The following is a 22,595-nucleotide window of genomic DNA, read 5'->3' on the forward strand; positions in this document are numbered from 1 at the left end:
ACCGCCCTACAGGCTTGCTCGTCAGTATCAATCTTGATCCTGCTCGGTATCGCCCTGCTCCGAGCCAGCCGATGACGGCGCCTGGTGGTGCACCGGTCGGGCCGGCACCACGGTCGAGATAGCGTGCTTGTACACCATTTGGCTGACGGTGTTTTTCAGCAGAATGACGAATTGATCGAAGGATTCAATCTGCCCTTGCAGCTTGATGCCATTCACCAAATAAATAGAGACGGGGATCCGTTCACGTCGCAGCGCATTCAGAAACGGATCCTGCAGAGATTGTCCCTTAGCCATCTTGTTGTCCTTATCTTTTGTAATTGTGGAAAATTGTTATTGTTGTCTGTCATCAAGTGCCAGCTTCACCCGTTCAATCAGGAGAGGTCCGGCTTCTTTATTATCGGTATCCAGCCACTGCAGATCAGGCCAGCTCCTGAGCCAGGTCAGCTGTCGCTTGGCCAGTTGCCGGGTGGCCGCAATCCCCCGTGCTACCATTTCATCATAGCCGACAACACCATCCAGGTAATCCCACATTTGGCGGTAACCGACGCAACGGATGGACGGCAGTTCCGGATGCAGATCACCCCGCTGGTAGAGGGCTCGTACTTCCTGCTCGAACCCCTGCTCCAGCATCAGCCGGAAACGTTCGGCGATACGCCGGTGCAGTTCGGCCCGCTGGGCGGGCGCAATCGCGAACTGTAACACTTTGTAAGGCAGGGGATCACCCTTGCGTTGCGTTAATTCTGTGAGCGTTTTACCGGAAACGCGAAAAACCTCCAGGGCCCGGGACAGGCGTTGGGGGTCGTTCGGGTGGATACGGGCGGCGGCCACCGGGTCGATCTCGGCCAGCTGGCGATGCAACCGGGCCCAGCCCAGGCGGGCCGCCTCGTCCTCGATCTCGGCCCTGACCGCCGCATCGGCACCGGGCAGGGGAGACAGGCCTTCGAGCAACGCCTTGAAATACAGCATGGTCCCCCCCACCAGCAGCGGGATGCGCCCGGCTTTGGTGATCTCCGCCATGGCAGCCAGGGCATCGCGGCGGAAGTCGGCGGCCGAATAAGTCTCGGATGGATCCCGAAGATCGATGAGTCGGTGGGGGGCCTGGGCCTGCTCTTGCGCCGTCGGCTTGGCGGTACCGATGTCCATGCCCCGGTAGACCAGGGCCGAGTCGACGCTGACAAGCTCGCAAGGCAGCTCCCGGCACAGGGCCATGGCCAGATTGGTCTTGCCCGAGGCCGTGGGGCCCATCAAAAATACCGCGAGGGGTTCAGTCCCCATCCATCCACCTGTCAAGTTGTTGCTCTATTGCCACCGGCCGCAAAAAGGGCAGCGCCTCCGGGTCGGCGGGTAAACCGGGTTGCAGCCGCTGCCACAGCGCCACGGCCTCGGCCAGGGTCCAGGCGGCTCTGGCCTGCCCCTGGCTGGCCAGCCAGCCACACAGGGACTGCGGTTGCGCCAGCGTCTCATCGTCCAGCCGGGCCAGCAGTGCCGGAAACAGCCGGGCCAGATCCGCATGGCGCAGGGGCTGTGGCACCCGGGTCAGGATAATGGAGCCTTTGCTGCCGGTTTTCAACTCCAGCCCCAGTTTCTGCAATACCGGACGATGCCGCTCCAGCGCCGCCAATTGTGCCTCACTCAATGGAATGCTGATGGGCAACAGCAGGGGCTGTGGCGTCAGCCCCTCTCGCCACACCGCCAGCAGCGCCAGGCCATTTTCATGAGCGCAGGCCCCCGCCAGCTCACACAGCCAGAGCCGCTCCTGGTACAGCAGCACCAGGAAGCGCTCCCGCACCAGCAGCAGCGGCTGGCCCTGCCCACAGTCCGGCAAGGAATCAGGCGCCGGCGTGGCCGGCTGGGGCCGGGACGGGGCCAAGGTGGTCAGCAGGCCGCTCATGCCCTGCCACTCCCGCCGGCTCACGCCACCCTGAGGCCTTTCCCGCCCGCCACCATAACCGTGGTTCGGAGCCTGAAAGGACACCGGTTCCCGAGCAGGTGACGGGGCCGGCTCGTATTCCGGCACGGGCTCTCCGGCCTCGAGGGCCGCCTGGCGCGGAGGCTGCTGTTCCAGCGCCTGGGCCAGCACCTGATAGATGAAGTCGTGTACCAGCCGGGCCTGGTGGAAGCGCACCTCGTGCTTGGCCGGATGCACATTCACATCCACCTCCCGTGCATCCAGCTCCAGATACAGTACGAAAGCCCCATGGCCGTCGGCGGGCAGGCGCTCGCCGTAGGCCTGGCGTACCGCATGATTGAGCAGTTTGTCGCGCATCATGCGGCCGTTGACATAGGTGTATTGCAGATCCGGCTGAACCCTGGCCGCTTCCGGCGGCGCCAGCCAGCCCCACAAACGCAACCCGTGGTGTTCGCTGTCGAAGCGCAGCGCCGAGGCGATGAAGGCCGGGCCGCACACCGCCGCCAGCCGCTTGTCCTGCTGGGACGGCAGGGTGCCGGCCCGATACTGGCGCACCGGCTTGCCGTTATGGCGCAGGGTCAGGTTGATGTCGAAGCGGCTGAGCGCGATGCGCCGGATCACTTCGTCGATATGGCCGAACTCGGTCTTCTCGGTGCGCAGGAACTTGCGCCGGGCCGGGGTATTGAAGAACAGATCGCTCACCTCCACGGTCGTGCCCGTAGGGTGGGAGGCGGGTTGTACCCGGACCTCCATCTCCCGCCCTTCCGTCATCGCCTGCCAGGCCTGTGCCTGCGCCTCCGGCCTGGAGGTGAGCACCAGGCGGGACACCGAGCTGATCGAGGCCAGCGCCTCGCCCCTGAACCCCAGGCTCAGGATCTGCTCCAGATCCTCCAGGGTACTGACCTTGGAGGTGGCGTGACGGGACAGGGCCAGGGTCAGCTCTTCACGGGCGATGCCGCTGCCGTTGTCGCGGATGCGGATAAGCTTGGTGCCGCCCTTTTCAATGTCGACCTCGATGCGGGTGGCTCCGGCATCCAGGCTGTTCTCCACCAGCTCCTTGACCACGGAGGCGGGCCGCTCCACCACCTCACCGGCGGCGATCTGGTTGGCCAGGCGGGCCGGCAGTATCTGGATAGGCATCTCAGCTTCCCGGTATATCCAGCACCTGGCCGATGCGGACCACGTCGGACTGCAGCTGGTTGTGCCCCTTCAGGCGGCCGACGCTGATGCCGTAGCGCTGGGCGATGAGCGACAGGCTCTCTCCGGAGCGGACCGTATGCCGGCGTGTCCCCCCCTGGGTCGGCTGACTGGCCATCATGGTGCCGTTGGGCGGATTCTGCCGGTAATAGGACTTCACCCCGTTGAGCACCGCCAGGGCCACTTTCTGTTGGTGATCGGCGGTGAGCAGCAACTGTTCCTCCTGCGGGTTGGAGATAAAGCCCGCCTCGATCAGGATGGAGGGAATATCCGGCGACTTGAGCACCGCCAGGCTGGCGTGCTCGGGCTTGCGCTTATGCAGCCGCACCACCTTGCTCATGGCGGAGAGGATGTGCTCGCTGATGGCGTAACTGTCGGCCCTGGACTTGTCCATCGACAGGTCGAGGAAGGTACGGGTCAGGTAAGGGTTACCGTCGGTTTGGGAGATCACCTCCCCCACCCCGCCGAGCAGCTCCGACTGACGCTCTTGCTTCTCCAGCCAACTGGCCATTTCCCGGTTGGCCCTGTTGGAGGACAGCACCCACACGGAGGCGCCACGCGGCCCCTGGTTGGCGACGCTGTCGGCATGGATGGACAGCAGCAGGTCGGCCCGGGCCTTGCGGGCGATTTCGGAGCGCTGGTTGAGGTTGACGAAATAGTCGCCGGTACGGGTCAGCACAGCCCGCATCCCCGGCTCTTTATTGATCAGATCGGCCAGACGCCGGGAGATGGACAGGGTGATGTGTTTTTCCCGGTTCTTGCGCGGCCCTATGGCCCCCGGATCCTCCCCGCCGTGACCGGGGTCGATGGCGACGATCAGTTCGCGCTGCCCCTGGGGCGGTGCCTGCCGGACCACCGGCTGGGGCGCCCGGCTCTGATCCTGGTAGGGCAGGTCGATCACCAGCCGGTGGCCATATTCCCCCGCCGGGGTCAGGGGAAAGACGCTGGGCTTGACGCCGGCCTTGAGTTCGAACACCAGCCGGTAGCTGCCGGGAGACGGCGGCTTGCTGTCGCGGACTCGGGTAACCAGTTCGCTGTTGTTGTCGATGCTGGCGAAATTGACCCTGTTCTGGGTCTGGCGCAGATCCACCACCAGCCGGTGAGGATCGTTGAGCATAAAGTAGTCGTAGGCAGGCGCCGACCCCATGTCCAGCACGATGCGGGTGTTGTCCGGGGAAGGCCAGACACGGATGCTCTCCAGCTGATTGGACCAGGCCGAGACACTGAACAGCAGACAGAAAACAACGACTATCGACTTCACGCTTTTACTTTCTCCAGCAACGCCACGCCCGCCGGGGAGCAGGCCTCCAGTAACGCCCTACGCTGCATGCCTTGGTAGCTGAGCGTGATCTCCAGATCCGGCGGCGGCAAGATGCCGAAACCACGCTCCGGCCACTCCACCAGACATAAGCTGTCATCAGTAAAATAATCGCGGATGCCCATATATTCCAATTCTTCCGGATCCGCCAGGCGATAAAGATCGAAATGATAAACCTGCCAGGGTGGCAGCTGATAGGGCTCGACCAGGGTATAGGTCGGGCTCTTTACCTTGCCCGCATGACCCAGCGCCCTGATAAAACCGCGGCTGAGGGTGGTCTTGCCCGCCCCCAGATCACCGTGCAGAAAGATCACCGCCGGACCGCCGCAGCCCTGCGCCAGTTTTTCCCCCAGGGCCAGGGTTTCGCCCTCATCGGCCAGCAACCGGGTCCACGTCTTGATTGTCATGTTCATCTTTTTGATTGATAAGGGTTCTTAGTGGAGATAACAAATCCGATGCCAGAAGACCGAGCATCCCCCCGGCTCCGGCCGCCTTGTCGCCCGCCAGGGCGTGCAGGGGCACCGCCAGGGTCGCCGCCCGGGCAGGGGCCAGCCCCTGGGCCATAAAGGCGCCGATTATACCAGATAGCAGGTCGCCCATCCCCCCCGACGCCATGCCGGGGTTGCCATAATGACACAAACTGACCTGCTGCTCATCCGCGATCAGACTGCCGGCCCCCTTGAGCACCGCCACGCCGCCGTATTGGCGCTGGATGGCGCGCACCGCCGCCGGCCGATCCGCTTCCACCTCCGCCACCGAACAGCCGAGCAGCATGGCCGCCTCGCCCGGGTGGGGCGTCAGCACCCAGGGCCGCTCGGCGGGCAGTACCGCCTGGCGACGGCACAGCCAGTAGAGGCCGTCGGCGTCGATCACCATGGGGCCCGGGAAGGACAACGCCGCCTCGAACAGCGCCTGGGCCCAGGGGTCCCGGCCCAACCCCGGCCCCAGCACCAGGGCCTGGGGCCACTGCCAGCCGTCGAATTCCGGAAAACTCGCCGTCATCAGCTCGGGCCGGCTCAGATTAAGCCAGGACGCATGGGACGGATGGCTGAGCAGCCGTACCAGGCCGGTGCCGAGGCGCAGCGCCGCTTCCCCGGCCAGCCTGACGGCGCCGCTCATGCCCTCATTGCCGCCGGCGATCAGCAAGCGGCCGGCCTCGCCCTTGTGGGCGCCCCGCCGCCGTCCGGGCAAGTCCCGCCGCTCCTGCTGCCAATGCAGCAGGCGGCCGGCCGGGGCCGCGCGCAGGCGGGGCTGGATGCCCAGATCCGCCAGCCAGACCCGGCCGCACACATCGGGCCCGCGCCCGGTGAGCAGGCCGGGCTTGAGCCCGACGAAGCTCAGGGTGAGAGAGGCCCGCACCGCCGTCCCCAGCAGCCGGCCGGTGTCGGCGCAGAGTCCGGAGGGCAGATCCACCGCCAGCACGGGGACGGCCGTGTCGTTGATGCGCCGGATATGCTGCCGGGCCGCTTCCCTCACCTCGCCCTTAAGGCCGGTGCCGAGCAGGGCGTCGACGATGAGATCCGGGCTGTCCTGCAGGGCTTCCAGGCTTTCGATGGCGCCGCCGTCGGCCCGGTAGTGATCCCGGGCCAGGGCGGCGTCGCCGGTCAGGGCGTCGGCATCCCCCAGCTGCACCAGTTGCACCCGAATGCCCGCCGCCCGGGCCAGCCGCGCCACCACATAGCCGTCGCCGCCGTTGTTGCCGCCGCCGCAGAACACCCACCAGTGCCGGGCATCGGGCCATTCCTTACGGGCCAGCTCGAACAGCGCCAGGCCGGCCCGGGACATCAGTTCGAACAGGTTGATGCCGGCCGAGGCCGCCGCCTGCCTTTCCCCCTCCCGGATCTGCTCCGAGTACCAGAACGACTGTGTTAGACTGTGGGGCTTTTCCAGACCGACGATGCTCATGACCACTCCCGACTTTGCCGCTTTGGCTCACGATATCAAGCTCTGGGCAGCAGAGCTAGGCTTCGACCAGGTGGGCATCACCGACACGGATCTGGCCGCCCACGAGCCCCTGCTCGCCGACTGGCTGGACCAGGGCTACCACGGCGAAATGGACTACATGGCCCGCCACGGCATGATGCGTGCCCGCCCCCAGGAGCTGCTGCCGGGCACCTTGCGGGTGATTTCGGTACGCATGAACTACCTGCCGGAGCAGGCCGCCATCGCCCGGGTGCTGAGCGACCCGGACAAGGGCTATATCAGCCGCTACGCCCTGGGCCGGGATTACCACAAGGTGTTACGCAACCGGCTGAAGAAGCTGGCCGACCGGATAGCGGAACGGGCCCAAGGGCTGGTCGCCCGCCCCTTCGTCGACTCGGCCCCCATACTGGAGCGGCCGCTGGCGGCCAAGGCCGGCATCGGCTGGGTGGGCAAGCACTCGCTGCTGCTCAACCGGGAGCAGGGCTCCTTCTTCTTTCTGGGCGAACTCTTGGTCAACCTGCCGCTGCCGGTGGACGGCCCGGTGGAAGAAGGCTGCGGCAAATGCGTGGCCTGCATCACCATCTGCCCCACCGGTGCCATCGTCGCCCCCTACGTGGTGGACGCCAGGCGCTGCATCTCCTACCTCACCATCGAACTCGACGGCCCCATCCCGGAGGAGTTCCGCCCGCTGATGGGCAACCGCATCTACGGCTGCGACGACTGCCAGCTGATCTGCCCCTGGAACCGCTTCGCCGGGGCCAGCCGGGAGCCGGATTTCGCCGCCCGGGACGACCTGCACGCCCCCGAGCTGCTGGCCCTGTTCGCCTGGAGCGAGGAGCACTTCCTGAAGATGACCGAAGGCAGCCCCATCCGCCGCATCGGCCATCGCCGCTGGCTGCGCAATATCGCCGTGGCCCTGGGCAACGCCCCCGCCTCCGAGCAGGTCATCCAGGCCCTGGAGCAGAAACGGGACGAGGTGGACGAACTGGTGCGGGAGCATATCGACTGGGCCCTGGCGCGGCAACGGGCCGGACTGGCCCGGCCGGAGCGCAAGACCGAACGGCTGATCCGCGCCGTGGACAAGGGCATGCCGGAGCATGCCCGGTGAGCCCGAGCTCCCCGTTTGGGGGATCCCCCGTTGTGTTTTTTCAATACGCTCAATGAATGTGCCAGTGAATAGTGGTGCGTCTATGCCATTGTCCGCAAATGGACCTGACGGCGTCATTCGGTGACATCGAGATGTGAACGTTTAGGAGTGCTTAATGAAAGGCCTTTTCGTACGTAAAGCCGCCATCCTGGGTGCCGGGGCCATGGGGCACGGATTGCGGCCCACCTGGCCAGTGCCAATGTGCCGGTCGTGCTTTTCGATCTTCCCGCACGGGAAGGCGATAAGAGCGGCATCGTGAAAAAGCCTTCGATGGCCCGAAAAAAGCTTCATACAACTCCATTGACCAGCAAGGACAGGCTGCTCACCGTCGAGCGCCGGTTGTTCGTGGAGATGCTGATGCCCCCGAAACCCAGGCCCGCATCAAGCACGTGCTGGAAGCCGGCAAAGCACTGCGCGACTGAGCCGGCCGAGGCCCCCTCTCCGGTCAGCCATGTGAGCCATCGCGTTTCAAAACGAGTTATCCGTCTTAATCAGCTCAACCAAATACAGCGGGAGTACGACAGGCGCCGCTTTCTCACCCGCACGAGGTGTTGGAGGACACCTTGGCCATGCCCAACTGCCGTTGAGCCAGCACCGGCACATAGTCGTCTCCTTGGCGGTTGCTTAAGCGCTCAATCATGGAATGTGCAGGCCCCTCTGCAAGGAACATGAAAATCTGGTATCGTTTGCCTTCGGTCAATGTTGCCAGCTCATGCGAGTACAGCTTTGATGTTGGCGATGTGAGGTACCCACTATCTGCAGTTGGCTCCCCCCATCGTTCAGCCCGAGTATGGCGCTTACTTTCTCGGGTTCTCCGAACCAGCCAGATCCGAACACATATTGCGAAACAGCCTACATATGACTAATGATGCCAACGCCAAGCCAGTCAACCACCGAACGCAGGTCGGCAGACAAAGGCGCGAACGTACCAGACAGAAGATACTGGAGGCGGCTCTGCGGGTATTCGCGCGAATGGGTACAGACGCCCCCTTGGTCGAAGATTTCGTCGCGGAAGCGGGGATCTCTCGTGGTACTTTTTACAATTACTTCAGCGCCACCGACGAATTACTCAAAGCCACGATAGAATGGTTGAGCTCCGACATCATTGAATCGATCGAGGGCGAGATTAGCAACCAGCCCGACCCTTTGCTGCGCTTGAGCACCGGTCTTCGCTTCTGGCTCGATAAAGCCGAACACGATTTGAGCTGGGCTTCTTTCGTGGCTCGCCCTGATTTCATCAAAGACTTGCCGTTTGAACCGCTCAGGCGTGATTTGCATGAGGGCCGCCAAGCGGGCCTGTTTCAGTTTCCAAATGAACGTGTGGCCTTTGACCTCGTTGCCGGTACGCTGATTCTGGCCATGCGCAGTTATGTACAGGGCAAGGTACCGGCGGATTACACCGCGGATATCGTCCGTATCGTGCTACAGGGGCTGGGGGTAGAGCCGGGGCGGATCGAAACGGCGCTCGCCCATCCCTTGCCCAGAATGCGTCGAACACCGTTGTCACTCCCCTCGGGCTGACAGTGTCCCGGCCCCTACAACAGGGGCACAATCAGTCTGTCCCGACTATGTCATAGTACAAACTGAAGCCCGCCATGGCCTCGCTTACCGCCTCGGCAATGCGTTCAAATGTCGGCAACGGCGCGCTCAGCTCGATTCTTACCTGCATACCGTGCACCGGGTGAGGGCCCACGCTGACCTGCCAGCCCGATGCCTCGGTCATGCAGGGTGCCAGCAAGGTACGCAAGGTACGCTCGGTCGCGTCATAGCGCAGTTGAGGCTTGAACAGCTTGCCGACCGCCGTCAGCGGCAGGCTGCCGACCACGTAGATCTCGCCCGGCACCGCCGCGCGTTCCGGAATGGCGCCACGCGCATAGTCGTTCAGTTCGTCCGGACCGACATCCTGGCCTTCGTGCAACATGACATAGGCCACGGGCAGCTCGCCGGCGTAGCGATCAGGCTTGCCGACGGCGGCAGCCAGTTGCACGGCCGGGTGACGCATCAGCGCCTCCTCGATCAGCGCCGGATCGATATTGTGACCACCGCGGATAATCAGCTCCTTCTGTCGCCCTGTCAGCCACAGGTAGCCGTCGGCGTCCCGCCGCGCCAGGTCGCCGGTATTGAGCCAGTCGCCATCGATCCACAGCTTGCGATTGGCCTCTTCCTGCTTGTAGCCGGTGAATACGTTCGGACCGCGGATCGCCAGCACGCCGATCTCGTCCACCGCGCAGTCGCGCAGGTAGCTGCCCTGTTCATCCAATATGACCGGCTTGATTTGCTGATACGGGATGCGCAGGCCGATCGAGCCGGGCCGCCGCTCGCCGTCGCGCGGGTTGAGCGCACTGATGCAGGTGCCCTCGGTCAGGCCATAGCCCTCGAGGATGCGGATGCCGGTGGCCTGCTCGAATTGCCGGATCAGCGCCGCCGGCATCGGCGCCGCGCCGCAGATGCCGAAACGCAGCGACGACAGATCGGCCTCACCGCGCGGCACTGTCATCAAGGCGGAATACACGGTCGGCACGGCCGAGAAGGCGGTAATCCGAAAACGTTCCACCAGCGACCAGAACTGCTCCAGCATGGCGCGGTTGCGATAGCCCATCGGGCCGGCCAGCACCACCTGGGCGCCGGCCATAAAGGCGGTCAGGCCGGTGACGATCACGCCGTTGACATGAAACAGCGGCAAGCCGCACAGCAAGGGGTCGCCTGGACCGAGATCGATGATGACGGTGCCGCACCAGGCGTTCACCAGCTGGTTGCCGTGGCGGTGCTGGGCGATCTTGGGCGTGCCGGTGGTGCCACCGGTATGGAAATAGGCACAGATGTCGTCACGCTGGATGCGCCGGCCACTGAGCAGCCGGTCCGCCGGTTGTTTGGCCAATTCGGCCTCGAACGACAGCGTGCCCTCTGCCGGTGTCGGCTCCTGCACCAGCAGCACGGCCTGCAGTGATGGTACCCGCTCACGCAACGCCGCCACTTTGCGCCACAGTTCCGGCCCCCCATTGGGCCCGAGCGTCACCAACACCTTGCAGGAGACTTCATTCAGCAACGCGGCGATCTGCTCGCTTTCCAGCAGCGGGTTGACGGCATTGACGACACCCGCCGCCTGCCCACCCCACAGGGTGTAATGGGTCTGCGGCAGGTTGGGCAACAGATAGGACACCACGTCGCACGGGCCGACCCCGAGCGAGTGGAACAGGTTGGCAGCACGCGTGATATTGGCGAACAGTTCGCTGTAGCTGACGTTCAACGCCGGGTCGTCGGCCAGGCCACGCGGCAGGAAACTGAGCGCCGTGGCATCCGGCCACTGTTCGGCCGCCCGTTGGAACACGTCGTAGCTGGAATCGAGGCCTTCCAGGCGCTGCGCGAACGGCACGCTTTCCAGCTGCTCGATATCGGCCAGGGTTCGAATCGCATGGTTAGGCATGATGCAGCTCCAAGGTAGACGAAGAGAAAACCTCCTGCGGTGCGCTCGGGTTCGAGTCCAGCCGGATCACACCCAGATAGAGGCTTTCCGACAGTTTGGTCTCGCGTGAAGCCCGGCCGAACACGGCATGCTCTATATCGAGCCGGTAACGACCGCTGTTGCGTGCCAGGTTGTCGAACTTGAAGTCCCCGAATCCGTCGGTCAGAACCTGTTGCAACCTCTCCCCGTCATGGCTCAGCGTCACCGTGGCACCAGATACACATTCGCTCGCCTCACCGATGCCGTAGGCCACGCTGCCGCCGATGAAGCACCGGCTGTGCCGGTACAGGTTGCGATAATAGACGCGCGGCCGGGTGTTCAGCGCGTCCTGCAACACCTCCAGTCCCTCGGTCTTGGCTCGTATCCGCATCTCTTCGTCGCTCATCTTCACCGCCTGCAGCGCGCCGGTCGGACAGACCTGACTGCAACGCGGCTCCTTCCAGCCCTGATCGAGCAGGTGCGCATCGAAGATCCAGATCTGCGGCACATCCAGTTCCTCGTTCCAATGCATGGCCCCGTACGGGCAAGTCGTAAGCAGGTCCTTGCGCCCCTTGGCCAGCAGCGGGTCGACGATAACGATGCCGTCGGCACGCTTCTTCACCGCGCCGCCGCCGGCGACGACGCAGGGCGCATTATCGCAATGGTTGCACAGGGTGGGCAGGTGGGCGGCATCCACCATGGGCGGCGTGCCGCGTGCCACTGTCTCGATGCGGATCCAGGCACCGCCCTGATGCGGCTGCGGAGCCGCATAACCGGGATAATTGTTATCGACGTGCTCATCCTGGTTGGCCAGCACGCAGTTGCCGCAGTTATGGCAACGCTCGACGTCGACAATCAGATTCCACTTTTTCATCGCGGCTCCCCCTAAGCTTGCACAATCCGATGGTGCTGTTCACCGAGATCGAGCAGGCCGTCATCGGTACGGATCGACGCCACCATCTCGTCGCCGGGTTGCAGATAGCGTGTATTTTTCGCTTGCGCCTTGAAGTAGAGTGCCCATTTACGCCGCTCCGACACCAGCGTCTTGAGCGCCCACAACAGGATCTTGCTCTTCGGTGCCACCGCCGCACAGCCGGCCGGAGTACCGGTGGCGAGCAGGTCGCCCGGCGCCAGGTCGTGCAGGCCGGACAGTTCGGTCAGGGTCTGCGCCGGCCGGTAGATCATGTCTCTGGCGTAGCCGTCCTGGCGCGTCTCACCGTTCACCGTCAGACGCAGGTGCAGTTCGCCAAGCTTGCGCCACTCCTCCGGTGTCGGCACCACCAGATAGGGACCGACCGGACCGAAGCCACGATAGCTCTTGCCCTTGTAGAACTGGGTTTGCGGCAACTGGATATCGCGCGCGCTGATGTCGTTGACCACGGTCAGCGCCGCCGCATACTCATGCAGGTTGCTGTCATCGATGCGTACCGGACCCTCGATGCGACGTCCCAACACCACGCCCAGCTCCAGCTCGTAGTCGAGCAAGCGCACATGACTCGGCCGCACGATATCGCCGCGCGCCGTGGTGATCGATGACGGTGCCTTGGTAAACAGGGTGTTAAACGATACATGATCCGGGTTTATGCCCGACTCGCGCAAATGGCAGCGGTAGTTGAGTCCCTGGCAGAGAAACTGCTGGTTGGCGGTGACCGGCGCCAGCAGCTTGAGTTCCGCGAGCGGCAGGGACGCATCCGCCGCTTGCTGCGCACGCGCCTCCTCCAGCCCATGCTCGATCAGATCGCCGGTGGTGGAATAGTCACCGCTCAGCGGTGCCACCTTGTCGCCGAACAGCCCCCCCCACTGTGGCGCGCCATCCCCACGGCTAAAACGTATTACAGTCAGTGCCATCGTTTTCTCCTTATTTCATCCAAGGCCGGGCCGGTGCGGACAGCGCGGCGACCATCAATTTAAGCCGGGCGAAATTCAGTTTGCCCTTAAATATCAGACGCAAAGCACGCCACAGGACACCCGGGCTGGGTTTGGGCAGCATGTGCGGCGGTACGTCGTCGCCCCACATCCATACGCCGGCGCTGTTCATCGGGCTGTAACGCGGGGCGTAATCGGCGGTAAACAGGTCGCCGTCGGCGTAATGCTCGTGCTCGGCGCCGTAGGGGTCGAACCAGTAGTCGAACAACTGGCTGCCGAGTGAATGACGGCCGATCCCCCAAGCGTGCTTCCAGCCTTTGGAACGCAAAAACTGGCTGCTCTGCCCCAGTGCATCCAGGTCCTGCACCTCGTAGGCGCTGTGCTCGTAACTGTCGGCCAGGCCGCCGGCAATCACCACGCTGTGGTGGTCGGCCGGCCGCTCACCGCGGTCGAAGCGGAAGAAGATCAGATTGGGCGAACCATCGGGCAGGAACAGCACGTCGGTCGGCAGCAGGCCGAAATGGCGCATATACCAGTGGGTCAGGCCGGCGAAGTCGGTGGTCTGGAACACCACGTGGCCGAGCTTGGCCACCCTGGCCGGCCCAAACGCGGGCCGAACGGTGGCATTGACCCGCGGCGAGGCGCCCGGCGTGTTGGCTGGCAGCCGCGCTTCCAGTTCGATTTCGGCCTCGCCGTGCTCGCGGCCGGCCAGCGCCCATACCTCATGCCCGAGGGGGTCTTTCAACAGCACCGCCTGGCCACCGCCCGGAATCTCCACTTTACTTATACGCCGGGCGCCGGCCTGCTGTTCCAGGCGGTCCAGGTCGGCGCCATCGCGCAGCTCGAAGCCAAGGCCGACAAAGCGCGCCTGGCTACCGCGGCGCACCACATAGCAGCAGGCCTGGCTGGCGCCGGCACGCAGGTACAGCGCATCGGCCTCGCGCCGGATCAGTTGCAGGCCGAAGTCGAGCAGGAAACGTTCGCTGCGTTCGAGATCGGGCCGCTCGAAGATCAGGAAGGCCAGGGCATCGGCTTTCACCATGGCCTCCGGCCGCCGTATCGGTTGTACAAAGTCGGGGCGCTCGCTCTCGGGCCACTCGGGCAGAACGGACGGGAAGCTCTCCTCCCCAGGTACGGACGTCACGTTTTTCAGGCTGGACATGCTGAGGTCTCCATCCATTTTTCTATCTCCACCAGACAGTTGCTGGACGCCATACCGGAACTGCCCTTGACGATGGGGCGCGGCGACGTCAGCAGGTTGACACAACCGCCACGGTCGATAACGCTGCCGTTGCGGTCGGGAATGGGGTCGTACACGGCGCTGGATTCGAACGACTTCAATACCCCGGGCGCGATCAGCGGTGTGATCTCGGCGGCACACAGCACCGCGCCGCGCTCGTTGAACACGCGTACCAGGTCGTGCTGGGCGATGCCGCGCGCAGCGGCGTCCTGCGGGCTGATCTGCAGCACCCAGTAGTAATACCCGTCTTTCAGGATGCGGTGCGCCTTGAGATCGTTGATGAAGCTGCTCTTACCGTCGCTGTAGGTGTGGAAGCTGTAGCGCGGATGGGAGGACAGCAATTGCAATGGGTAGCGTTCGAAACGCTCGGCGTCGGCCGGTCCTTCCGGTGACGGCATATAGCGGTTGAGCGCCGGACGCTCAGGGTTGTCCGGGCAGGCGCGCTGCAGCGTTTGCGACACGAACTCAATCTTGCCGGAGGGCGTCTGCAGCCCCTTGCCGAAGGATTCGGCATATTGCGACGGCAGCGGCAGCGGCTCCGGCACGTCCTTATGACGATCCTCGGCAAACCAGCGCATATAGGCCGGCTCGCGCTGCGCCTCGGACGGCGCCGGCACCACGAAATAGCCCTTCTCGAGGAACTCCTTCCAGCTGATGTATCGGGGCAGGTCCGATGAATCGAATACGCGCTTGCACCAGTCCAGCTCGCTGCAGCCTTCCGTAAACACCGCGCCGAGGCCGAGCCGCTCGAGAGTTTCCTGGAAGATCTGGTAGTCCGACTTCGACTCGCCCAGCGGCTCGATGCACTTGTGCTGCATCACGATCATGCGGTGGTTGAGCTGCTCCTGGATGTGGTGACCATAGGCGCCGGCGCCGGCCCATTCGCCGATATCCCAGCGCTCCAGCATGGTGCAGGCCGGCAGAATGATGTCGGCGAACCGGGCTTCACCTTCGTGCCAGATGGACTGATTGACCACGAATTCGAGCGACTCGTGCCGGTAGGCCTCGACCATGCGCTGCGAGTTGGCCATGGTGCCAAACGACGAACCGCCGTAGCGGTACAGCATGTGCACGCGGGAATGGCCCGGCAGCGGATATTCGAACGGTGCGAACTGCGCTTCCAGCGAGGTGCCGTCCCAGCTATAGCCGGTGCTGCGTCCCTCGATGATGGCATCGGCCAGCTTCTGGCGCGGGATCATCTGCTTGACCGGATTCATGCTCAGCACATGCGGCATGCGGTTGTAATTACTGATCGCCGATGCGGTCCAGAGCAGATCGCCGGAGATGCCGCCCTCGGCATAGCCGGGGAAGTAGAAGGTCATGTCGAGGGGGGTGGCCGCCTGCAGATTGCCGAAGTTGATGCCTGGCTTGCCCCAGCCCTGCATCGCCATCAGCAGGATCATCGAACGCGCCCACTGGGTGCCGGTTGAATTACGTCCTGCCCCGCCCAGGCCCTGGCCGCCGCCGCCGGCGGCGAGATAGGTCTTGCGCTTGGCCCACAGGCGCGCCAGCGCGCGCACGTCCTTGGCCGGTACGCCGGTTTCCGCTTCCTGCCACTCCGGCGTCTTGGCCACACCGTCGCTCTCACCGAGCAGATAGGCGCGCCATTCGTCGAAACCGGTGGTCCTGGTTTCCACATAGTCGCGGTCGTACAGGTCCTCGGTGACCCAGACATACATGATGGCCTGAGCCAGGGCCGCATCGCTGCCCGGCCGCAGTGGGACCCAGCGCCCGCCGAGCAGTTGCGCGGTGGGGTTGAAGTGCGGGTCGATATGGATGAAGTCGATACCCAGCTCCTTGGCCCAGAGCCGGCGCTCGGTGCCTTCGGAACCGGCATAGCAGCCGCTGGTGGTTTCCGGATCGCTGGACCAGAACACGATCTGCTCGCATTCCTGCAGGCAGTCCTCCACCAGGCCATAACCGCCCGGGTTGCCCAGCCGCATGCTGTTGCCGAAATGGTGCTGCGCGCCCCAGTACCAGCCCTCCCAGCTGTCCGGGTTCAGGTGCACCCGGGTGAAGCCGATCAGGTTGCCGAAGCGCTGCAGCGCGGAGAGGTAGTAGCCGACGTTGCCCCACTGGTGATGCGAGCTGTGGGCGATCGCCACCGCGCCCGGGCCGTGCTCGCGCTTCATGCGGTTGATCTCACCGGCCACTATGTCGAGCGCCTCGTCCCAACTGATCCGCTCGTAGCCGGAGATGCCGCGGTTCTGCGGATTGCGTTCGCCGTTGGGGTCGAAGTCGACCCGCTTCATCGGATACAGCAGCCGGTTCTCGGAATACACCGTGGAGCGCAGGGCCAGCGCATGGGGGCTGACCGTGGCACGTCGCCGCGGGGTGAAGCCGCGCCCGCGCGCATGAATGGTCCAGCTGGCGGCATCATTTTTGTCCAGGTCAATAGGCGTGGTTCGTACAATGCGCCCGTCCTTGACATAGACGAACAGGGGGCCGCCGTTGGTGGTGGTGGTGTAGCGCACCGTGCCGTCGCGCTGTGGCGAGCCCATCTTGAGCGTGGCGCTCTGCAACTGATTGAGCAACTGCATGAACCACACCACCAGTCGATCCTGGCCCGCCACCGTCACCTTGAAGTGCTTGGCTGCGTGCACGATCTTGGCCTGGTCGAGCGGTGGCTTCATGAACTCGAGCGCGGTGGCCACATCGTGGAAGGAGATGGTCACGTCCGGCGCCGGGTGCAGGCCGGCGACCGAACTTATCTTGCCGCCGCGCAGGCGGTAATAGCGCCCGATGCTGCCATCCTTGAGGCGGATTTGCGCGACCAGGTTGCGCTCTTTCAACTGTTTGCGGAAAGCCGGACTGCGGGCGGCGGTGACCCGCATGGCCGCCGTGAGCCCGAAAAAGATGCCCTTCAAAAGCACGCGCTTCATGTTAAACCTCGCTTTGACCCTGCCTTACGACCTTGCCATATGAATTTACATAAAATAAACACTAGCGTCATAATGACATACATGTTTAATTTGTAAGTGCGATTTTTAACTGACGTAAACAAATATCAATCAACGCAACGTAAGGATGGCCTTAATGAAAAAGGGAATTATCGCGCTGAACTTGATGCTGGCCGCCACCACAGCCGGACTGGCGCAGTCCGCCAGGGGGGCTGGGTATCAGTTCGATGTACAAAGCGTCAGGGCGCAAGGCAGTTCCAATGCTGGTTCGGCCGAAGCGGCCGACCCGTCCACGATTTTCTACAACCCGGCCGGACTGACACAACTCGACGGCACCCAGTCAATGTTTGGATTCACGGGGGTAGACCCTCACTCCAATTTCAGTTACAGCGAGGCCACCAACGGCAGAGGACAAGCCGTATCACCGGCCGGCAGCGGCGGCCACTATGCCAAGCAGGCGGTCATACCTCATGGCTATTTTTCGCGCAGGCTCAACGATAACCTGGTGGTAGGGCTGGGGGTGTTTGTCCCTTTCGGGTCCAAAATAGAATATGACGACGACTTTGCCGGCCGCTATTACGGGAGCAGCATCGACTTCAAGTCGATAACCATCAACCCGTCACTCGGCTACGCGCTGAACGAGCACCACAACATCGGCTTAGGCGTCAGCGCCCAGTATCTGGACGTAAAACTGGATACGAAGATACACACTGCCTCAGTGGCCTATGCCAGCTGCTTGGCCGGAGGGGGGGCTGAGGCTGACTGTACGACGGCCGCCGCCGGCTACGACGGGCAGCCGGACGCCATGGCACGCAATGCGGTGACGGATTGGGATTACGGGTTCAACCTGGGCTATCTGTTCACCCCAAGCGATGACACGCGTATTGGCTTGGCTTACCGTTCTTTCATCGAGCATGAGCTGACCGGCCCGACCACATTCACCATTCCGGATTCATTACCCGGTGGCTCATCGAATCCAATCAACATCGGCATCGCTACTGCACTGGCCAACAGCGACACCCTGGTCAATCTCACGACACCGGAAACCGTCTCGCTCAGCGCCTACCATCAGCTGGATCTACAGTGGGCGATCATGGGCGATATTACCTGGAGCCGGCACAGCCGGCTGCAAAAAATCGAAATCGAAATGCCCACCGAACAGTTGCCGGACCGCAAGGCCAGTCACAAGACGGTGTTTAACAACAGCTGGCGCGCCTCAGTCGGGGCCAGCTACCAGCTCGACAAGCGATGGACCTTGCGCGGTGGCTACATGTATGAGCAGACGCCAGTGTCCGACTCGAGCTATGCACTCACGGTACTGCCAGATGCCAGCCGCCAGATGTATTCACTGGGCCTCAGCTATCGCATTGACGCACGCAGCACCCTCGATTTCGCCTACAGCTATTTGCAACTCAAGGAAGCCGCTGTTAATCGAACCGATGATGACTACGACAGCAGCAACGGTAGCCCGGGCACACTGAGAGGTAGCTACCGCACCCAGGTAAACCTGTTCGGACTTGGTTATTCGTACAAGTTCTAGCTTCAGCAATGGGCGGCAGAACAAGCTCGCTGTCAACGCCGCCCGTTCCTCACCAGGTAACCGGGAGCCCCCTTGCCCCGATGACTGAACGAAGGGAGAACGGCGATGCAAACGCAGAGATCCATACCTCTACCCCCAATAGCTCCGTCCTCAATGTTCCGGCTCGACTCGTCCCTGGCGGTTGCCGGTGAAATCAGCTCCGTGGAACGAAAGGGATCTGCGCTCGTCCGCACCAAGACCCGAGTGCCCAGGAACTGCGGCGACGTCCTTCGCAGGGGCCGGCTGGAAGAACTCGGCCACAAAATCCGACAGCGGCTGCTCACGCTCGTGACCGCGCCCCCCGGTTGCGGCAAGACAACGCTCGCCTGCCAGTGGGCCGACCAGTTCGTCGGTGAAGGCGTCGGTGTCGCCTGGTTTTCGCTCGATACCGAAGACAACGATCCGCTGCGCTTTCTGCTGTACCTGCATCAAGCCTTAACGGATGCCGGGTTCGGTCCCTCGGCCACGAGGGGGACCAACGTCACCCGGGCGGCAGATTTCCCCACCGTCGACGACGCCCGCTCAGCCCTTATCAATCGAATCGACGAGGTTGGCGACGACCTGGTCATGGTGCTCGACAACTATTCCTGGATCACGAATGCAAGAATTCACGGCGAAATGTCCTATATTCTCGACAACGCCCCGTGCAATCTGCATCTCATCATCCTGTCGAGCGCCCCTCCGCCACTGCAAATAGGCCGCTTGAGGGCACAGAACCGGCTGCTGGAGCTGAACAGTGGCGCGATCCGCTTCAACAGGTCTGAAACGCTCACCCTCCTCCAACAAGCCGCGGGGCCGCTTGTTCCTTCGGCACAGCTGCACGAACTTTACAGAGTGACTCAAGGATGGGCCGCGGCCGTCCGGATCGCCGCCTTGACCATTCAGAACCGGGATCAGGCCCTCTTTCGAGAAACCCTGGACGGCAGAATCCTGGACGACGTCGACGAATATCTTGATGATCTCTTCCTGCCTGTTCCCGACGATGTAATGGCAATGATGATCGACACCGCCCTGGTCGACACTCTCTCGTTGCCATTGTGTCGAGCCCTCACCGAACGGGACGAGACGGAAATGTTGTTCTGCCAACTCAAGCAGCAGCAGCTACTGCTTTCGCTTGACCCGGACCGGGGCACTTTCGCATACCCTGAGCTCGTGCGCCGCTACCTTCACCACAAGCTGGTCGGCAAGAGCCAGCACCACCTGTCAAGGCTTCATCGGCGGGCTCAGAGCTGGTATGCACAACGCGGCCAATGGGAGCGGGCGGTCGACCATGCGCTGGCCGCAGGAGACAGGGAACTTGCCCTCCGCTGGATGGAGCCCCATGCCATGTCCATTCTCAAGGCCGGCAACAGTGCCACTGTTATCCGCTGGCACCACGAGACCGGCCCGCTGTCCGCTGCGATTTACCAACGGATCCAACTGGCCTTCGCCTGGGCCTATGCCTTGTCGCACAGCCAGGAAACGGCATTCGAGCTGCTGGCGATGATCGAAGCGCCCCCCGCTGCACTCGGCCCACTCTCCCCCGCCGTTCAGGCCGAATGCGCCGCGATCCGCGCGGCGAGCCATGCCCTGGCGGATCAGGTTGAACGAGCCTGCGAATATTCCACACGCTGTTCCGGCTACCGATTCTTGGACGGCTGGATCGGTAGCGTGGTTGCCAACGTCGAGCTTTACTGCCAATTCCGTACCGGCCGGTGGACGGCTTTCTTCTCCGAACCGACGGTGCTCAACACCCATGCCGAGGAAGAAATCAATAGCCACATCCTGCGCCTGAGCATTCTGGGACTGGCCGGACTCCTGCGCGGGCAACTCGAACTTGCAGAACAATACTGTGTAGATGCGATTCGGCTCTCGCCCCCCGAGAGAGACAAGGACATCCAGCGTTTCTCCGCCTGGCCCGCCGGTCTGCTTGCCAGCATCTACTATGAGGCCGGCCGCCTCGATGAGCTGGAAGCCCTCCTGAGTGATCGATTGAAAGAGATCGCCGCCAACGGCTACCTGGACTGCACCATGGAAGCTTTCCTGTGCGCGGCCAGAGCCGCCGCCTGGAGAGGAGAACCGGCGGAGGCATTCAGGCTTCTGGAGCAAGCTGAAGCCGTCGCCATCCAGCGCAAATGGGATCGGTTTGAGGCTGCCATCCTGCTCGAACGCATGCGCCTCTTGCTCGATGGCGATCGACTGGATGAGGCACGTGGATGCCTGCAACGCCTCACCCAGGTCCCTCTCGGCGAGGTGGCAGCCGAACACGCCTCTCCGGTATGCGGCCCCCGCCAGGCCATCGCGATCGCAAGGGCCTGCTTGGCCATCCACTCGGGTCACGCCGAGGCGGCGATCGGCCCCTTGCAGACACTGTCAACTCAGTTTTCGCGCAACGGCAACGAGCTCGCCGGCGTCCGCCTGGGCACCCTCCTGTCGATCGCGTACCGGCGATCGGGGCATGACGAGGCGGCGAAGCGCACCTTCAGGGAAACCATCGAAAAGGCGGCGAGAGGAGGTTTTGTCAGCGCCGTCATCGACCAGGGAGCCGAGGCCGGGCAACTATTGTCCGAATTGTGGACGCGCCTTCGGCAAGGTGAGGAAAACAAGGGCCTGCGCGAGCATTGTGAACGCCTGCTGTGCGACGCCAGGCTTTATGTCGGCCGGTCAACAGCGAGTTTCGAAAAGACCGACACCAGGGACGGTACCGGCTGCACTCTAACCCCGAAGGAGCACGAAGTCCTGACACTCATTGCGTGCGGCCAATCGAACAAGGAGATCGCACGTAACCTGGGCGTGACACCCGAGACAATCAAGACGCATCTTAAAAACATTTTTTGCAAGCTGTCCGTCGACCGCAGGATCAAGGCCGTGGCCAGGGGTAGGGAACTGGGACTGCTGGCTCGCGAATCCGTTTAGCCAGTTTAAGGGCGGCTGACGTTTTACATGGGTATTAATCCGGCGGCAAAATACATCGATTATGCCGCATAAGCGATGTGCTCCGATCGGAAGTAACTTTTCACCCGCTCCGACCTGCGCTGCAACTTCCGCATAGAGGAGCGGGTTCGCTTCTTGAGTTCTTCCACACTGCGAATCGCCGGCCCACTGTGCACCATGCCTTTCAGGTCACCATTGAGATACTCATCCGGATTCAGTTCCGGTGAGTAGGCGGGCAGGAAAAAGACCTCCAGAAAACGCTTTACCGTCCCTTTTTCCAGCCAGCGTTTGACCTTTTTGGCATGATGAACCCGCAGGTTATCCAGGATCAGAAATACTTTTCCCGGGGTGGAGGCAATCAGCCCGCGCATGAACTTGATCAACACGTCTGCCGTCATGGTGGATTCATACAGCATGAAGCGGACCGTACCTTGGTTGGTGATGGCCGACACCATGTTCAGGGAAACCCGCTTGGCCGGCAGGGCTTGTACCGGCGTCTTGCCAACCGGGGCATAGCTGCGCCCATGTTGGACCGTGTTCTTGATGCCGGTTTCGTCGCCCCAGAAGATCTGGGCCTTTTCAGCCTTGGCACGGGCCTTGATACGTGGATACTCCTCGTTCAGCCAGGCTTCGACACGAGCCGGGCTCTGCTCCCATGCCTTTTTCAAGGGCTTCTGGGGTGTAAATCCCCAGCGCTTGAGGTAGTCCCCCATGGTGCGAACCGGAATGTGGATGCCCCAAAATTGCTTGATCAGTTCAGCAATGGAGCGCCGGGTCCACAGGGCAAACCCCAGCTTGTACTGATCGGGCATATGGTCGCGGATAGCCTCGATCACCTTCTGCTGTTGCACGGCGTTCAGGCGGCCGGGCTTGTTTTTTGGACCCCGTTTCTGGACGGCGAGAGCCGCTTTGCCGCCGGCCTCGTAGCGCTTGAACCAACGGCCCACGGTATCCGGATGAACATTCAGTAATCGGCCGATCTCGCGGAAGGTCTTATTTTCCAGTCGAAGTCGGATGGCCTGCTGCCTCAGCAGCTCTTGTTGCTCGGTGGTGAGCTTGCGTGCATCTGTTTTCATTCGCACAGTATATCAGACCTAAACTGCCGCCGGGTTAATAACCAGAGGAGCCCGCTGGCCATGGCTACCATGCTTTCGTATCTTG

The 22,595-nt window shown here is 62.9% G+C and carries 16 protein-coding genes; 4 read left to right on the forward strand and 12 right to left on the reverse strand.

Translation table 11 applies throughout. The features are described from left to right. Positions 1–27 precede the first annotated feature (27 nt). From hfq to ACT7DK_RS15590, 6 genes are read right to left on the reverse strand one after another with little or no spacing between them, the layout of a single operon-like run. Complete coding sequence (gene hfq, locus ACT7DK_RS15565; RefSeq protein WP_445400726.1) at positions 28–294, reverse strand: RNA chaperone Hfq; 267 nt, start codon at positions 292–294, stop codon at positions 28–30. Positions 295–330: 36 nt separating this feature from the next. After that, complete coding sequence (gene miaA / locus ACT7DK_RS15570; RefSeq protein ID WP_445400728.1) at positions 331–1,275, reverse strand: tRNA (adenosine(37)-N6)-dimethylallyltransferase MiaA; 945 nt, start codon at positions 1,273–1,275, stop codon at positions 331–333. Further along, positions 1,265–3,049 carry a DNA mismatch repair endonuclease MutL gene (mutL, locus tag ACT7DK_RS15575; RefSeq protein ID WP_445400730.1) on the reverse strand — a complete coding sequence of 595 codons (1,785 nt, stop codon included), beginning with the start codon at positions 3,047–3,049 and terminating at the stop codon, positions 1,265–1,267. Before mutL ends, miaA begins: the two co-directional genes overlap by 11 nt. Before the next feature lies 1 nt (position 3,050). Further along, entirely contained in the window at positions 3,051–4,367 is a 1,317-nt protein-coding gene (locus ACT7DK_RS15580) for an N-acetylmuramoyl-L-alanine amidase (protein WP_445400732.1), read from the reverse strand. Beyond that, a complete protein-coding gene (gene tsaE / locus ACT7DK_RS15585; RefSeq protein WP_445400734.1) occupies positions 4,364–4,831 on the reverse strand; it encodes a tRNA (adenosine(37)-N6)-threonylcarbamoyltransferase complex ATPase subunit type 1 TsaE in 468 nt (155 codons plus the stop codon). The genes ACT7DK_RS15580 and tsaE overlap by 4 nt, the downstream gene beginning before the upstream one ends. After that, positions 4,794–6,329 carry an NAD(P)H-hydrate dehydratase gene (locus ACT7DK_RS15590; RefSeq protein ID WP_445400736.1) on the reverse strand — a complete coding sequence of 512 codons (1,536 nt, stop codon included), beginning with the start codon at positions 6,327–6,329 and terminating at the stop codon, positions 4,794–4,796. The genes tsaE and ACT7DK_RS15590 overlap by 38 nt, the downstream gene beginning before the upstream one ends. On the opposite strand from ACT7DK_RS15590, the gene queG reads away from it, so the two are divergent. Both queG and ACT7DK_RS15600 read left to right on the forward strand, forming a co-directional pair. Next, positions 6,328–7,455, forward strand: coding sequence for a tRNA epoxyqueuosine(34) reductase QueG (gene queG, locus ACT7DK_RS15595; RefSeq protein ID WP_445400738.1), 1,128 nt, complete (start codon positions 6,328–6,330; stop codon positions 7,453–7,455). The genes ACT7DK_RS15590 and queG overlap by 2 nt on opposite strands. An 897-nt stretch (positions 7,456–8,352) precedes the next feature. After that, the gene (locus tag ACT7DK_RS15600) at positions 8,353–9,015 is read left to right on the forward strand and encodes a TetR/AcrR family transcriptional regulator (protein ID WP_445400740.1); all 663 of its coding nucleotides are present in this window, start codon (positions 8,353–8,355) and stop codon (positions 9,013–9,015) included. Positions 9,016–9,046: 31 nt separating this feature from the next. Here ACT7DK_RS15600 and ACT7DK_RS15605 read toward each other — a convergent pair whose 3' ends face one another. From ACT7DK_RS15605 to ACT7DK_RS15625, 5 genes are read right to left on the reverse strand one after another with little or no spacing between them, the layout of a single operon-like run. Continuing rightward, complete coding sequence (locus ACT7DK_RS15605) at positions 9,047–10,918, reverse strand: acyl-CoA synthetase (RefSeq protein WP_445400742.1); 1,872 nt, start codon at positions 10,916–10,918, stop codon at positions 9,047–9,049. Then, positions 10,911–11,810, reverse strand: coding sequence for a 4Fe-4S dicluster domain-containing protein (locus ACT7DK_RS15610; protein ID WP_445400744.1), 900 nt, complete (start codon positions 11,808–11,810; stop codon positions 10,911–10,913). Before ACT7DK_RS15610 ends, ACT7DK_RS15605 begins: the two co-directional genes overlap by 8 nt. Positions 11,811–11,821: 11 nt before the next feature. Beyond that, positions 11,822–12,784 carry a fumarylacetoacetate hydrolase family protein gene (locus ACT7DK_RS15615; protein ID WP_445400746.1) on the reverse strand — a complete coding sequence of 321 codons (963 nt, stop codon included), beginning with the start codon at positions 12,782–12,784 and terminating at the stop codon, positions 11,822–11,824. A gap of 10 nt (positions 12,785–12,794) precedes the next feature. Continuing rightward, positions 12,795–13,964, reverse strand: coding sequence for a hypothetical protein (locus ACT7DK_RS15620; protein ID WP_445400748.1), 1,170 nt, complete (start codon positions 13,962–13,964; stop codon positions 12,795–12,797). Continuing rightward, positions 13,952–16,924 carry a molybdopterin-dependent oxidoreductase gene (locus tag ACT7DK_RS15625; RefSeq protein ID WP_445400750.1) on the reverse strand — a complete coding sequence of 991 codons (2,973 nt, stop codon included), beginning with the start codon at positions 16,922–16,924 and terminating at the stop codon, positions 13,952–13,954. Before ACT7DK_RS15625 ends, ACT7DK_RS15620 begins: the two co-directional genes overlap by 13 nt. Positions 16,925–17,078: 154 nt before the next feature. Here ACT7DK_RS15625 and ACT7DK_RS15630 point away from each other — a divergent pair, with 154 nt between their 5' ends. Both ACT7DK_RS15630 and ACT7DK_RS15635 read left to right on the forward strand, forming a co-directional pair. Then, positions 17,079–18,482 (forward strand): OmpP1/FadL family transporter, encoded by a 1,404-nt coding sequence (locus ACT7DK_RS15630; RefSeq protein WP_445400752.1) that lies wholly within the window; start codon positions 17,079–17,081, stop codon positions 18,480–18,482. Between the two features lie 153 nt (positions 18,483–18,635). Continuing rightward, a complete protein-coding gene (locus ACT7DK_RS15635) occupies positions 18,636–21,416 on the forward strand; it encodes a LuxR C-terminal-related transcriptional regulator (protein WP_445400754.1) in 2,781 nt (926 codons plus the stop codon). A gap of 59 nt (positions 21,417–21,475) precedes the next feature. Here ACT7DK_RS15635 and ACT7DK_RS15640 read toward each other — a convergent pair whose 3' ends face one another. Beyond that, a complete protein-coding gene (locus tag ACT7DK_RS15640) occupies positions 21,476–22,510 on the reverse strand; it encodes an IS630 family transposase (protein WP_445398029.1) in 1,035 nt (344 codons plus the stop codon). Between the last annotated feature and the right edge of the window lie 85 nt (positions 22,511–22,595).

Source organism: Zobellella sp. An-6, from assembly GCF_052487945.1.